The organism is Streptomyces sp. CB01249 (assembly GCF_001905735.1).
Taxonomy (GTDB): Bacteria; Actinomycetota; Actinomycetes; order Streptomycetales; family Streptomycetaceae; genus Streptomyces.
The window spans coordinates 208,362-221,885 of the sequence record NZ_LISW01000008.1; the positions used below are offsets into that span (position 1 = coordinate 208,362).

General features: G+C 72.3%; 14 protein-coding genes. 6 read left to right on the forward strand and 8 right to left on the reverse strand.

Annotation, left to right across the window (positions count from 1 at the left end; translation table 11 throughout):
- Positions 1 to 30 precede the first annotated feature (30 nt).
- Complete coding sequence (locus AMK18_RS29495; protein WP_018105235.1) at positions 31 to 1,269, reverse strand: Mur ligase family protein; 1,239 nt, start codon at positions 1,267 to 1,269, stop codon at positions 31 to 33.
- A gap of 388 nt (positions 1,270 to 1,657) precedes the next feature.
- Here AMK18_RS29495 and AMK18_RS29500 point away from each other — a divergent pair, with 388 nt between their 5' ends.
- Complete coding sequence (locus AMK18_RS29500; RefSeq protein WP_073865164.1) at positions 1,658 to 2,824, forward strand: alanine--tRNA ligase-related protein; 1,167 nt, start codon at positions 1,658 to 1,660, stop codon at positions 2,822 to 2,824.
- Positions 2,825 to 2,873: 49 nt separating this feature from the next.
- On the opposite strand, the gene AMK18_RS29505 is transcribed toward AMK18_RS29500, so the two are convergent.
- Entirely contained in the window at positions 2,874 to 4,067 is a 1,194-nt protein-coding gene (locus AMK18_RS29505; RefSeq protein WP_018105237.1) for a right-handed parallel beta-helix repeat-containing protein, read from the reverse strand.
- Between the two features lie 139 nt (positions 4,068 to 4,206).
- The gene (locus AMK18_RS29510) at positions 4,207 to 4,884 is read right to left on the reverse strand and encodes a 2-phosphosulfolactate phosphatase (protein ID WP_073865165.1); all 678 of its coding nucleotides are present in this window, start codon (positions 4,882 to 4,884) and stop codon (positions 4,207 to 4,209) included.
- A 113-nt stretch (positions 4,885 to 4,997) separates the two neighbouring features.
- Here AMK18_RS29510 and def point away from each other — a divergent pair, with 113 nt between their 5' ends.
- Positions 4,998 to 5,543: a peptide deformylase gene (gene def, locus AMK18_RS29515; RefSeq protein ID WP_198957106.1), complete on the forward strand. Its 546-nt coding sequence runs from the start codon at positions 4,998 to 5,000 to the stop codon at positions 5,541 to 5,543.
- Between the two features lie 15 nt (positions 5,544 to 5,558).
- Here the strand turns inward: def and AMK18_RS29520 are convergent, their stop codons facing one another.
- Positions 5,559 to 6,209 carry a TetR family transcriptional regulator gene (locus AMK18_RS29520; RefSeq protein WP_073865167.1) on the reverse strand — a complete coding sequence of 217 codons (651 nt, stop codon included), beginning with the start codon at positions 6,207 to 6,209 and terminating at the stop codon, positions 5,559 to 5,561.
- 171 nt (positions 6,210 to 6,380) lie between these two features.
- Here AMK18_RS29520 and AMK18_RS29525 point away from each other — a divergent pair, with 171 nt between their 5' ends.
- The gene (locus AMK18_RS29525; RefSeq protein WP_018105241.1) at positions 6,381 to 7,607 is read left to right on the forward strand and encodes an acyl-CoA dehydrogenase family protein; all 1,227 of its coding nucleotides are present in this window, start codon (positions 6,381 to 6,383) and stop codon (positions 7,605 to 7,607) included.
- A 155-nt stretch (positions 7,608 to 7,762) separates the two neighbouring features.
- Positions 7,763 to 8,158 carry a hypothetical protein gene (locus AMK18_RS29530; RefSeq protein WP_018105242.1) on the forward strand — a complete coding sequence of 132 codons (396 nt, stop codon included), beginning with the start codon at positions 7,763 to 7,765 and terminating at the stop codon, positions 8,156 to 8,158.
- Here AMK18_RS29530 and AMK18_RS29535 read toward each other — a convergent pair.
- Together AMK18_RS29535 and AMK18_RS29540 are read right to left on the reverse strand one after the other, a co-directional pair.
- Entirely contained in the window at positions 8,155 to 8,643 is a 489-nt protein-coding gene (locus tag AMK18_RS29535) for a glutathione peroxidase (protein ID WP_073865260.1), read from the reverse strand. The genes AMK18_RS29530 and AMK18_RS29535 overlap by 4 nt on opposite strands.
- A gap of 35 nt (positions 8,644 to 8,678) precedes the next feature.
- Positions 8,679 to 9,221, reverse strand: coding sequence for a GNAT family N-acetyltransferase (locus tag AMK18_RS29540; protein WP_018105244.1), 543 nt, complete (start codon positions 9,219 to 9,221; stop codon positions 8,679 to 8,681).
- Between the two features lie 214 nt (positions 9,222 to 9,435).
- Between AMK18_RS29540 and AMK18_RS29545 the strand changes: the two genes are divergently transcribed.
- Positions 9,436 to 9,870 carry a DUF7144 family membrane protein gene (locus AMK18_RS29545; protein ID WP_018105245.1) on the forward strand — a complete coding sequence of 145 codons (435 nt, stop codon included), beginning with the start codon at positions 9,436 to 9,438 and terminating at the stop codon, positions 9,868 to 9,870.
- 4 nt (positions 9,871 to 9,874) lie between these two features.
- Here the strand turns inward: AMK18_RS29545 and AMK18_RS29550 are convergent, their stop codons facing one another.
- Positions 9,875 to 11,626, reverse strand: a complete 1,752-nt coding sequence (locus AMK18_RS29550; RefSeq protein ID WP_073865168.1) for a cation:proton antiporter — start codon at positions 11,624 to 11,626, stop codon at positions 9,875 to 9,877.
- A 132-nt stretch (positions 11,627 to 11,758) separates the two neighbouring features.
- Positions 11,759 to 12,388, reverse strand: coding sequence for a TetR/AcrR family transcriptional regulator (locus AMK18_RS29555; RefSeq protein ID WP_073865169.1), 630 nt, complete (start codon positions 12,386 to 12,388; stop codon positions 11,759 to 11,761).
- Between the two features lie 104 nt (positions 12,389 to 12,492).
- On the opposite strand from AMK18_RS29555, the gene AMK18_RS29560 reads away from it, so the two are divergent.
- Entirely contained in the window at positions 12,493 to 13,518 is a 1,026-nt protein-coding gene (locus AMK18_RS29560; RefSeq protein ID WP_241836668.1) for a hypothetical protein, read from the forward strand.
- Positions 13,519 to 13,524: the final 6 nt, after the last annotated feature.

Here is a 13,524-nt window from a genome sequence, read left to right on the forward strand (position 1 = left end):
CGTCCTCTCCGGAGGGGCCCGGGGCCGGGGTCAGTTGCCGACACGGCGGCGCAGGTCCTGGAAGGCGGTGTAGTTGGCGATGACCTCGATGCGCCCGGGCGGAGCCTGCTGCACGGCCTCGTCCAGGTTCTCGCAGACTCGGAAGTCGAGTCCGGCCACTTCGAGGCGGACCGCGAGGTCCAGCTTGCGGTCGCCGAGCACGAAGATCGGGTGGCCCGCGAGCTGGGTGTAGTCGACGTCCCACAGCCACGAGGTGTCCGTGCCGTCCGCGCCGCGCGCGTTCACGGAGAGGATCACGGGGGTCGGCGGCGGATCGATCAGCGAGAACGTCTCCAGCCAGCCCGCCGGGTTCTTCGCCAGCAGGAGCCGCAGCTCACGGCCGAGGAAGTTCACCACGTCGTACCGGCCGGCGACGGCCTGCACCTGGTACATCCGCTCCAGCGCCACCTGCGGCGGCACCCCGAAGACGGCGGCGACGGCCGCCGAGCTCGTGGCGTTGGCCTTGTTGGCGCGGCCGGGGAGCTGGAGGTGGATCGGCCACGCCGAACCGTGCGGGTCGAGCACGTAGTCGCCGTGCAGCACCCAGCTCGGCGGCGGACGCCGGAAACCGCACTCGCCGCAGAACCAGTCGTCGCCGGGGCGCTGCATGACCCCGCCGCAGGACGGGCAGGACCAGGCGTCGTCCTTCCACGCCTGGCCGGCCGCGACCCACACCACGTTGGGGGAGGAGGAGGCCGCCCAGACGATCAGCGGGTCGTCGGCGTTGGCGACGATCACGGCCTTGGAGCCGGAGAGACCCTCGCGCCACTTCTCGGCCAGCATCCGCGTCTCCGCGGCCCGGTCCAGCTGGTCGCGCGAGAGGTTGAGGAGCGCGATCACCTTGGGCGTCGTGTCGCGGGCCACCCCGGCGAGGTACTTCTCGTCGACCTCGATCACGCCGTACTGCGCGTCGGACCCGCCGGCCAGTGCCGACGTGATGCCCGCGGGCATGTTGGCGCCGAGCGCGTTCGACACGACCGGGCCCGCGGCGCGCAGCGCCTCGGCGATCAGCCGTGTGGTGGTCGTCTTGCCGTTCGTCGCCGAGACGAGGATCACGTCCAGATGCTGCGCCAGCCGCCCGAGCAGGTCGGGGTCGAGTTTGAGCGCCACCCGGCCGCCGATCACCGATCCGCTGCCCCGCCCGGCCGCCCGCGACACCGCCGCAGCGGCCTTGCCCGCCGTCACGGCCAGCTTGGCCCGCGGCGACAACGGCTCCGTGTTGCCTGCCATCGTCCTAGATCCTCCTTGCATCGGTCCGTCGCCCAGCCTATCGATGTCCGGCACGGTGACCGCACGGCGGCACCGTCCGGCACGTGTACTTCCCGTGGAATGGAGGACGCGTGAGCGGGCCGTCGCGTTCTCCATGAGCCCGCCGGCGACGGAATCCGGGTGCACGGGCGGCCGGGGGCGCGTTACCGTCGGCGTATGGACGTCAACGGCATCACCACCACCGCGACCGGGCGAGCGACCAGCTCGCCGGTTGCCGCCGTCTGACTTTCCCTTTCCCCGGCGACCGGAAACGGTCCGTCGGTGGTTGCCGTGGTGATTCCTCCCCGGCCGGGTGACCGAACGGCCCGTTCTCCGGCGCCTCCCCGCCACCCGCGAAGGAGCCGTCCCCATGGACACCGAACAGCTCGCCCGTACCTTCCTGGAGTACTTCGAGGAGCGCGGCCACCGCCGCATCACCGGCTCGACGCTGCTGCCGCCGCCCGGCGACCCGGTGCTCTTCACCACATCCGGGATGCATCCCCTCACCCCGTACCTGGAGGGCCGTCCCCATCCGCTGGGCAGCCGGCTGGTCAACCGGCAGCGCTGCCTGCGCACCACCGACCTGGACGAGGTCGGCGACGCCACCCACCTCACCGTCTTCGAGATGCTCGGCAGCTGGTCGCTGGGCGACTACGAGGGTCCGCAGAGCCTGGAGTGGGGATACGGGCTGCTCACCGAGGGCCTGGGCATCGACCCCGGCCGGCTGCACGCCACGGTGTACGCCGGGGACGAGCACACCGAGCGCGACACCGCCTCGCTGCGGACGTGGCAGGAGCTCGGCGTGCCGGTGGAGCCGACCGTCGAGGACAACTGGTGGTCCAACGGGCCGACCGGGCCGTGCGGCCCCGACTCGGAAATCTTCCTGTGGAGCGGTGAGGGGCCGCCCGTCTCCACGCCCACCGGGGACGACCGCTGGGTGGAGGTGTGGAACCACGTCACGATGAGCCACCGCAGGATGGACGACGGATCCCTGGTGCCGCTCCCGCAGCGCAATGTCGACACCGGGCTCGGCCTGGAACGGCTGGCCTCGCTGCTCCAGGGCAAGTCGTCGGTGTTCGAGTGCGACGTCTTCGATCCCTGGCGCCGGCTCGTACCGGCCCTCTGGCCGCTGGACGAGCCCTCGCTGCGGCTGGTCTGCGACCACCTCCGCTCCGCCGTCGTCGTCATCGGCGACGGGGTCCGCCCGGCCGCCACCGGGCGCGGTTACGTGCTGCGCCGCCTGCTGCGACGCGCCCTGACCGTGCTCCGGCAGGGCGACCCCTCGCGCACGCTCGGCGATCTGCCGCCCGAGCCGGTCCGGCACACCCTGGACCACTTCCGGCAGGACACGGACCCCGGCGAGGTGCTGCGGGTGCTGGCCGAAGAGGAGCGCCGGTTCGACCGGCTGCTGGAACGCGGCAGGCAGGTGCTGGCCCGGCCCCGGTTCCGGGGGACGCTGACGGAGGAGGACCTGCGCTTCCTCCACGACACCCACGGGCTGCCGCGCGACCTGGTGACGAGCCTGCGGGAGGACTGAGACGACGGCGGTGCCGGGGGCCGCCCGCCCCCGGCACCGCCGTCCGCGATTACGGAGTGACCACGGTCCCGCCGAAGGAGACGACCAGGCGGCCGTCGGAGGCGAAGGACCAGTCCATGGCCCCGTCGTACGCGGAGCACCGGGAGCCGTTCGAGCCGGTCCAGAACTGGTTGGAGCCGTCCGCGTCGCCGACGGTCTTGTCGTTGGAGCCGTCACCGCTGCGGCAGGAGGTGTTGTCCCGGAACACCGAAGTGCCCTTGTCGAACGAGAAGTTGCGCTCCTCGTTGTCGATGCCGACGTTGTCGGACACGGTCATCGAGCCGGGGTTGCTGTTGTACGTGAAGCCGTGGTGGCCGTTGTTGTAGGCGATGTTGCGCCGCACGATGTGATCGACCTCGATCCCGTCGCCGCCGAGCTTGAAGCCGTTGCGGTCGCCGTCCTCGTTCACGGTCCCGTCGGAGAGGGTGCCGTTGTCGTAGCTGAGGGAGTCCTCGATGGTCACCGGGCCGATGGGGCCGGTCTCCGTCTTGGTGTAGAGGTCCCAGCCGTCATCGATGTTGTTGTGCGAGACGGTGTAGCGGAAGACGTTGCCCGGGCCCGCGGTGAGCTTGGCGGCGAACCCGTCCGCGTCCTCGCCGTCGGAGTCCGCGTTGTCGTGGGACTCGGAGCTCAGGACGAGGTTGTTCGCGGGCCACTCGTCGTCGGGGGTGTCGGAGGAGATCCGGGAGATCTGGAGCCCCGAGTCGTGGTTGAAGCGGGTCACGACGTGCTCGATGACGTTGTCGCTGCCGCCGACGAAGATGCCGTTGTCACCGGCGTGCTCGACCGTGAGGCCGTCGATGTGCCAGTAGTCGCCGTTCACCGCGAGCCCGCGGTTGGCGGGATCCTCGCTCATCTCCGAGAAGTTCAGCACCGGTTGCTCGCCCGGGTAGGCGGCCATGGTGGTGCGGGCGCCCGATGTGCCGTCGTTGCCCGGCGGGATGGTGACCGTCTGCCCGTAGCGGTACGTGCCGCCGCGCAGGTAGATCGTGCCGCCGGCGTTCACCCGGCTGATCGCCGAGGCGAGCGTGGTGGGGTCCGACTCGGTACCGGCGGCGTCGGCGCTTCCGTCCGGCGCCACGTACAGCGCGGCGGCCGCGAGGGAAGCGTTTTCCTGACCCGGGGCGGCCTGCGCGGTGGTGCCCAGGACGGCGAGCGAACCGGCCAGCAGGCCGGCACATGCGAGAACAGGCTTGAGCTGCATCTTCGACTCCAGGTGGGGGGAGTGAACCGGACGGGCTCCCGCCCGGCATGGTGCAAGCGCTTTCCGTCGACCGTAGAGTGGCGCCATGGGCACGTCAATGGTCATGCATGTGTTCAGTGATCGGATATGTGAACGTCTGCTACGGGGCGGTGTACGGGCGCAGCGCCATGAGGGAGTCCTCCTGCGTCGCCACCATGGCGAAGGGGAACCGGTCGAGTTCGAGACAGAGCGCCACGTCATCGGGGTGGGCCCCCTCGCGCACGCCCTCCGCCAGTTCGGCGGCTGCACGCGAGTTCCCGGCCCGGCGCAGGTACGGCGCCGCGTCCACCGCCTCCCCGGCCGCCCGGCGGGCGATGTACTGGGCGCACGCCAGATCCTCGTCGGCGCGCCCGTCCTCACCGGTGACCACGAAGGTGACGTCGCCGCCACCGCGTTCCCGCAGCAGCCGCGCCGTCGCCTCCGCCACCACGAAGCCGGCGCACAGCACCAACGGCGCGTCCTTCACCGCGAGGGCGCCGACCGTCCCCGCCGTGGTCTTCTGCACCACGGTCCGGCCGCCCAGGTCCCGCGAGCGCAACTGCCCCGGAGAGTTGACGGCGTCGAACCCGGGCGCGGGCGCCCCGTCCTTGAGCGCCACCCAGTCCGGGTGGCGGCCCTTGAGCGCCAGCGCCTCGTCCAGCGAGCCGGCGAGCACGATCTTCTCCGCGCCCCGGGCGAAGGCCCAGGCCGCCACGGTGTATGCGCGCATGACGTCGACGACGACCGCCACGGACGGGGTCGCGGACAGCTCGGCGATACCGAGGAAGCGGGTGTCCATCCGCCCATGATCGCCCACGGCCCGCCGCGTCCGCCCGGGTGACCGGGGCAAGGGCGTTGACGCAGGCTGTCCGGCGTCTCCGGTGCCACCCCGTGGAACGTACGATGACCGCCATGCGCAACCGCCCGATCCCCGGCAGCTCCGGCATCGTCCGCACCATGAGCCTGCTCGGCGACCCCGTCCTGCACGCGCCGTGCGAACCGGTCACGGAGTTCGGCCCGTCGCTCGCCCGGCTGGTCGAGGACATGTTCGCCACGATGTACGAGGCGCGGGGCGTCGGGCTCGCCGCCAACCAGATCGGTGTGCCGTCACGGGTGTTCGTCTTCGACTGCCCCGACGACGAGGACGTGCGCCACCTCGGTCACGTGGTGAACCCGGTCCTCGTGGAGGCGGACGGGATTACGGTGCGCGGCTCCGAGGGCTGCCTCTCGCTCCCCGGTCTGGAGGCCGGCACCCCGCGCTTCGACCATGCGGTGGTCGAGGGCGTCACCGTGACCGGCGAGCCGGTCCGGATCGACGGCACCGGGTTCTTCGCCCGCTGCCTCCAGCACGAGTGCGACCACCTGGAGGGCCGGGTCTACACCGACCGGCTGACCGGGCTGCGCCGGGCGCGGGTGCTGCGCGCGGCGCGCCGGGCGCCGTGGGCGCGTAACGACTGACCGGCCGGCGGCCCGTCAGAAACCGGGCCCGTCCGCGCGGTCGCCCGCCTCGGCCAGCCTGCCCCAGAGGAGGTCGGCGAGGCTGCGGACCAACTGCTCGCGCGAGCAAGGGCGTTCGCCCAGCCACCAGTCACCGGCCGCGTGCATCATGCCGACGATGCCGTGGCCCCAGATCCGGGCCATCGCCTCGCTGTCCGGGCCGAGATCCACCCGCTCCGCGATCACCATGGCCAGCTCCTCGCCCAGGCGGCGCAGCAGCGGTGCGGAGTGCCGGCCCACGTCGAAGCCCTGCTCGGGGGAGGGGGTCGCGTCGTCGGACGGATGCATCAGGAAGCGGTACACCTGCGGGCGGGCCTCGATCGCCGCGAGGTAGGTGTCGAGCGTCGACTCGACCCGGGCGCGCCGCTCCGCCGGGGCGTCGAGCGCGGCGCGCAGGGCGCTCAGCAGTGCGTCGGTGTGCCGCTTGGCGAGGGCCCGGTAGAGCCCGCCCTTGTCGCCGAAATGCCGGTAGAGGATCGGCTTCGTGATGCCCGCCTCCGCCGCGATGGCGTTCATCGAGGCGCCGGGGCCGTCCCTGAGCACCACGCGGTCGGCGGCGTCGAGCAGCTCTCGGCGGCGGCGCTCGGCCGTGGTCCGCTGGCGCTCGGCCTGTCGTGTGGTCTCCATGTCGTCTCTCCCACCCCTGACCGTGCCTGTCCGTCGTGCCTGCGCAACGTAACACCCTGTCCGGCGGGGTGCGGATGGCGTCTCATGCGGTTGACACAGGCTACTTGCCAGTAACAGACTGTTGTTACCGCAAGTAACGAGGCGTTTCGACGGCAGTACGTGGAGGGGAACATGGCCGAGTTCACGCTCGAGCTCAACGATGACCAGAAGCAGGTCCGTGACTGGCTCCACGGCTTCGCCGCGGACGTGATCCGTCCGGCCGCTTCGGAGTGGGACGAGCGTGAGGAGACGCCCTGGCCCGTCATCCAGGAGGCGGCCAAGGTCGGGATCTACTCCCTCGACTTCTACGCCCAGCAGTTCTTCGATCCTACGGGCCTCGGCATCCCGATGGCCATGGAGGAGCTGTTCTGGGGCGACGCCGGGATCGCCCTGTCGATCGTCGGCACGGGCCTGGCGGCCGTCGGCGTCCTCGCCAACGGCACCGAGGAGCAGATCGGCACCTGGATCCCGCAGATGTACGGGGACGCCGACGACGTGAAGGTCGCGGCCTTCTGCTCCTCCGAGCCCGACGCCGGTTCCGACGTCGCCTCGATGCGCACCCGCGCGGTCTACGACCAGGCCAAGGACGAGTGGGTGCTCAACGGCACCAAGACCTGGGCGACCAACGGCGGCATCGCCAACGTCCACGTCGTGGTCGCGGTGGTCGACCCCGAGCTCGGCTCCAAGGGCCACGCCTCCTTCATCGTGCCGCCGGACACCCCCGGCCTCTCTCAGGGCCAGAAGTTCAAGAAGCACGGCATCCGCGCCTCGCACACCGCCGAGGTCGTCCTGGAGGATGTGCGCGTCCCGGGCCACTGCCTGCTCGGCGGCAAGGAGAAGCTGGACCAGCGCCTCGCCCGCGCCCGCGAGCGCGCCGCCACCGGTGGCGAGCGCGTGAAGAACGCCGCGATGGCCACCTTCGAGGCGTCCCGCCCGGCCGTCGGCGCGATGGCGGTCGGTACCGCCCGCGCCGCGTACGAGGTGGCGCTCGACTACGCGAAGACGCGGACCCAGTTCGGCCGCCCGATCATCGACAACCAGGGCGTCGCCTTCCAGCTCGCCGACATGCGGACCCAGATCGACGCGGCCCGGCTGCTGGTCTGGCGCGCCTCCTGGATGGCCACCACCGGCAAGCCGTTCGAGTCGGCCGAGGGCTCCATGTCCAAGCTGTACGCGAGCGAGACGGCCAAGAAGGTCACCGCCCAGGCCGTCCAGATCCTCGGCGGCAACGGCTTCACCCGCGAGTACCCGGTGGAGCGCATGCACCGGGACGCCGCGATCTACACCATCTTCGAGGGCACCAGCGAGATCCAGCGCCTGGTCATCGCCCGCACCCTGTCGGGCATGCCCATCCGCTGACCGCGCCGCGACGCCCGTACGGCGACCACGGCCCCCGTCCCCGGTTCACGCCGGGGGCGGGGGCCGTGGTCGTGGGGCACTCACGATGGTGTGCACCTGCCATGTACCTGTAGATTCCCGGTGGAGATCGTGACCGGGTGGTGGAGGGAGCAGGCATGGCGAGATCCGGTGCACGGATCGCGGTGACGGCGGCGGCGGCCTTCGGGCTCGTGGTCACCGTGCAGACGACGGCGCACGCCGAGCCCCGGTCGGTCGACGCCGTCTTCGGCGGTTACGGGGAGTGGAACGCGGACCCGTACGGCGGTGCCCCCGGCGACTCCATCCGCGCCTGCGACACCACCGCCGACGGCTGGAGCATCGAGGTGAAGCTCGACATCGGCCGGGACGGCACCTGGGACCGCACGGCCACCACCCGCGGCCACACCTCGCCGTACTGCACGTCGTGGAAGACGGGCAACATCAAGGAGGGCACCCCCGTCCTCATCCAGGTGGCGAACGTGGGCGGCGATGCCACTTACCCCAAGGGCTCCGTACTGCTCAGCCGCGCCTAGCCGGGCAGCTGGGCCTCGATCGCCTTCACCAGCTCGGGCGCGTCCGGCTCCGTGCGGGGGCGGATGCGGGCGACCGGCTCGCCCGCCGGGGAGATCAGGAACTTCTCGAAGTTCCACTGGACGTCCCCGGCCTCGCCCCCGGCGTCCGCGAGACGGGTCAGTTCCACGTACAGCGGGTGCCGGTTCGCGCCGTTCACCTCGGTCTTCTCCAGCAGCGGGAAGCTCACCCCGTACGTGGTCGAGCAGAAGGTCTCGATCTCCTCGGCGGTCCCCGGCTCCTGGCCGCCGAACTGGTTGCACGGCACGCCGAGCACGGTGAGGCCCCGGTCCCCGTACTCCTTCTGGAGCCGCTCCAGACCCGCGTACTGCGGGGTCAGCCCGCACTTCGATGCCACGTTCACCAGCAGCACCGCCCGGCCGCGGTAGTCGCCCAGCGAGGTCGGCTCGCCGGTGAGGGTGCGCAGCGGAATGTCGTACAGCGTCATGGATGTCTCCTCGTCGGTGTCTTCCCGGCCCATTCTCACCCCAGGGGTACGTCCGTATCGCGGCCGACCGCCTTGTAGTAGAAGGTCGTCGGCTTCAGGACCCCGTCGGGCCCGGCCGCGTAGTCCGGAACGGAACCGCACTCCGTCCAGCCCGCCGCGCGGTACAGCCGTTCCGCCGGGCTGCCGCTCTCGGTGTCCAGGACCAGCAGCGTGACGCCCTCGTCGGCCGCCGTGCGCTCGGCCGCGGCCAGCAGCTCACGGCCGAGCCCGCGCCCGCGCGCCGAGGGGCGGACCATCAGCTTGGCCACCTCCGCGCGGTGGCGGGCGTTGGGCAGCGGCGCCCGGACCAGGCCGATGGTGCCCGCGATGCGTTCCCCGTCCCGGGCGATCCACACTCGCAGCCCGTCCGCCTCGACGGACGCGGCCCGCGCGCGCCACCAGTCGGCGGCGGCGTCCCGGTCAAGGGGTGCGAGGAAGCCGACGGACGAGCCGTTCTCGACGGTCTCCACCAGCAGGGCGGCCAGCTCGTCGGCGTAGGTGACCAGCTCGGGGCCGGACACCGGGACGATCTCGGTCATGGGGCAGGTCCTTCCACGGAACGCCGGGCCGCATTTCCGCGCGGACCGGCTGCGACGTGATCCTAAGCGGACGGTGCGCGGCGGCGGACGCCCGGTCCCTCGGCCCTCTTTCCGCCGTTCTGCCGGACACGCCCACCCGTGACACTCTGGAAGCGGAACGTCCGGTTTGGATCCGGTCCGTGCCGGGCGACCGTGCGAGCAAAGGAGGCCCGAGATGGCCAGCACGGGCAGCGCACCGGCAGCTCCACAAGGCACCGACGGATCACACCACCCCTTCAGAACGGGCTGGACCGCGTTCGCTGCGGTGCTGATGATCTTCGGTGGAGTCATGGCGATCTTCCAGGGGATCTCCGCCATCGCCAAGGACGACGTCTTCGTCGCCACGCGCAATTACGTCTTCCAGTTCAACCTGACCGGCTGGGGCTGGATCCACCTCATCCTCGGCATTGTCATCGTCCTCGCGGGCTGCGCCCTGTTCACCGGAGCCCTCTGGGCGCGCGTCGTCGGCGTGATCCTCGCCGGACTCGGCGCACTCGCCAACTTCGCCTGGCTGCCGCACTATCCGCTGTGGTCCCTCGTGCTCATCGCCATCGACGTCTTCATCATCTGGGCGCTCTGCACGGACGGGAGCGGCCGCGCGAAGGCGTGAGACCTCACGCCTCCGTCAGCAGAATGAGCGTGTCGCCCGGGACCGGCTCCGGGCGCACGCCGTCCGTGACCGGGACCAGCCGGCCCTCCGGACGCACCACGAAGAGCACATGCTCCCCGGCCGCCGGAGGGCCGTCCGCCGCCCGCGTCACCACCCGCGCCCCGGCCTCGTACCGCCGGACGATCTCGGGCCGGGTGAGGCCAGCGTCGAACAGCGCCTCGCCCCCGGCGTACGGGGCCACCACCCCCTCGCTCGCGGCGGACGGCGCCAGGCGGTGCACCGCCCCCTCGACGCTCTCCCGGAGCGTGAGCGAGGCCAGCGCGTTGAAGTCGTCCTCACCGGTGAGCAGCAGGACATCGGTGATCCCTTCGAGCACCGCGCCGAACCCCTCCGCCGAGGCCATCAGCTCGCCCGGTGCCAGTTCGAGCCCCGCTGCCTCGATCCGCGCCCGCTCCTCGTCCGCGCCCGCCCACATCAGCACGTCGAGCCCCGCCGCGCTCAGGGCGCGGGCCAGGTCGACCGCCCAGGGCGCCCCGCCCACCAGCAACGGCCTGGACCGGGCCGGCCGCAGCACCCCGAGCCGCCGCGCCACCGGGAACGCCGTCAGGCCGTAGAGCGTGACCGTCGCGACGATCACCACGAAGGTCGCGGGCAGGATGCGCCCGGCACCGGCGATGTGGTGCGCGGCGAGTTCGGCGGAGAACGTGGAGGCGGTGGCCGCGGCGACGATGCCCCGGGGCGCCATCCAGCCGATGAACCACCGCTCCCGCGCGGGTACGTCGGTGCCGGCCGCCGCGAGGTGCGCGATGAGCGGCCGGGTCACCAGGACGAGGAGGGCGGTCAGAGCCAGCGAGGGCAGCACCACGTGCCGCAGGGACTCCGGGGTGACCGTCGCGGAGATGGAGACGAACAGCAGCCCGATGATCAGGGAGACCAGCGTCTCGAAGAACGGCCGGCGTGTGGGGAGTTCCAGGCCCGGCAGGTTGGCCAGGGCCATCCCCATGACCACGGCGGAGATCAGCCCCGTGTCGTCGCGCAGCGCGTCGCAGGCGGCGGCCACCCCGATCACGGCGGCCAGTTGTACCGAGGTCGCCAGTTCCTCGCTGAGCCGCACCCGCCGCAGCACCAGCCACAGCACCCCCGCGCCGACCGCGCCCGCCCCCAGGCCCAGCGCCGCGCTGGCCAGGAAGTGCCCGAAACCGGTGCCGAACCCGGGCCTGCTGCCCGCGAGGACCCCGTGGAAGACCAGCGCCCCCAGGATGCCGCCGACCGGATCGATCAGCGAACCCTCCCAGACGAGGATCCGCCGCAACCGCTCGGTGGGCCGTACGAAGGCGAGCAGCGGCCCCACGACCGTCGGGCCGGACACCACGAGGATCGTCGCCAGCATGACCGCCGCCTGCGCCGACATGTCCAGCACCGGTACGGCGAACAGCGCGGCGGACACCATCGTCAGTAGCGTGCCCAGCCACAGCAGCCGGATCACCACCCGCCGGTTGTGCCCCTTCAGCCGCCTCAGGTCCAGCCCCAGCCCGGCGTCGTAGAGGATCACGGCCACCGCCAGCGACACCAGCGGTGAGAAGGAGTTCCCGAGCAGCCGCTGCGGATCGACGTTGTCCGTGAGCGCCCCGGCGGTGAACCCGGCCGGGAGCAGTACGAGCAGCGCCGGTACCCGCAACCGGCTCGCCAGCAACTGCGAGCCGACCGCGAGGACCACGATCAGCCCGACCCCCGCGTACACCTGATCCGCCGACATCCACCCGCCTCCTCCCGCGCGCCCCCGCGGCAGCGCGCGTGACCACCATCCGCGCCGCCGCACACGGCGAGCGCGAGGGCTCGCGCCGGGAGACGTAATCAGGGGGCTGGATCGCCCGGAAGGGCTAGCCGCTCACGGCCGGGCGCGGCCCTCGGCGCCGTCGAACGCGGGCGCGAGCGGGGCCAGCGCCGCGCGGAGCCGGTCGGACAGGGAGCCGGCGGGCACGACCAGCCCTCCCGGGTCCCCGGTCGGCCGGATCCAGCCTTCCAGCGCGATGCGGACCGCGGCGGCCGTGCTCGCCGCGAGGACGCGGGCGGCCGGTGCCGAGGCGTCGTCCAGGCGGGCCGCGAGGGCCGTTGTCAGCGGCGGTTCGATGGAGGCGGTGGCGTCGAGGTAGGCGTCGCGCAGCGCGGGCCGGGTGGTGACGAGCAGCAGCGCCTCCTGGCCGTGCGCGCCGGGGTCCGTGTACTGCTCGACCACCGCATCGGTCACGGCGTCGGCCAGGCGGACGTCCGCGGGCCGGGCCGCGACGGACGCCGCGACGCGCGCCTCCCGGTCGGCGGTGACGGCGGCGACGATCGCCTGCTCGCGGCTGGCGAAGTAGTTGTTGTAGGTGCGCGGCGAGACGCCGGCCGCCTCGGCGATGTCCTCGACCCGCACCCGGTCCGGCCCGCGCTCGACGGCCAGGCGCAGCGCCGCCTCGCGCAGCGCCTCGCGAGTGGCCTGCTTCTTGCGCTCCCGCAGCCCCGGTGGTGTCGTCACGCCGCCAGCGTTCCACAGAGGCTGCGTGCACGCAAACTTGCGTGCACGCACTTTTCCTGTCAGCCTCGGCCCGACCCGAACGGACCGACGGAGAGGACGCCACCATGCGGGCCAGAGGAATGACCTACGACACCGGATTCGTGCTGAACGGCCGCACATCCCGCGAGCACTTCGACCTCGCGGTGGTCCGGCGCGAGCTCGCGATCATCCGCGACGACCTGCACTGCAACGCGGTCCAGATCACCGGCGGCGACCCGGACCGGCTGGAACAGGCCGCGATCGCCGCCGCCGAACTCGGCCTGGAGGTCTGGTTCTCGCCCTATCCGCTGGAGCTGGAGACGGAGCAGATCCTCACGCTCTTCCGTGACTGCGCCGCACGGGCGGAACGGCTCCGGCGGGAGGGCGCCGCGGTCGTGTTCGTCGCGGGCGTCGAGCTGAGCGTGATGAACCGGGGGTTCCTGCCCGGGGAAAGCCCCGAGGAACGGGTCGGGCGGCTGATGAGCCGCCCCGAGCACCGGGCCGACGCGATCCGCGAACTCGGCGTCCGCGTCAACGGGTTCCTCCGCGACGCCGTGGCCGCCGTCCGCGCGCACTACCGGGGCACCCTCACGTACGCGGCCATCCAGTTCGAGCAGGTGGACTGGGACCCGTTCGACATCGTGACGTACGAGCTGCTCCGCTCCGCCGAGATCGCCGACCGGTTCCGCGACGCGGTCCGCACCCTGGCCCGGGGCCCGAAGCCGCTCGCCGTCACCGGCTTCGGCACCGCGGCCTACCGGGGCGCGGGGGACCGGGGCGGGCGGGTCCTGGACGTGGTCGAGCACGACCCGCTGACCAAGGACCCGGTCCGGCTGAACGGCGTCTACGAGCGCGACGAGGCCGGCCAGGCCGCGTATCTGAGCGAACTCCTGGAGGTCTTCGAGACGGAGGGCGTGGACAGCGCGTTCGTCTTCCTGTTCGCGCTGCCCGGCTACCCGCACCGCCCGGACGGCGACCCCAGGGACGACCTGGACCGGGCGGGACTGGGCATCGTCAAACTCCTCGAAGGGCGCCGCGGGCAGACCTACCCCGACATGGAGTGGGAGCCCAAGGCCGCCTTCCGGGCGGTGGCCGAGCGGTACCGGAGGTGACCGGGG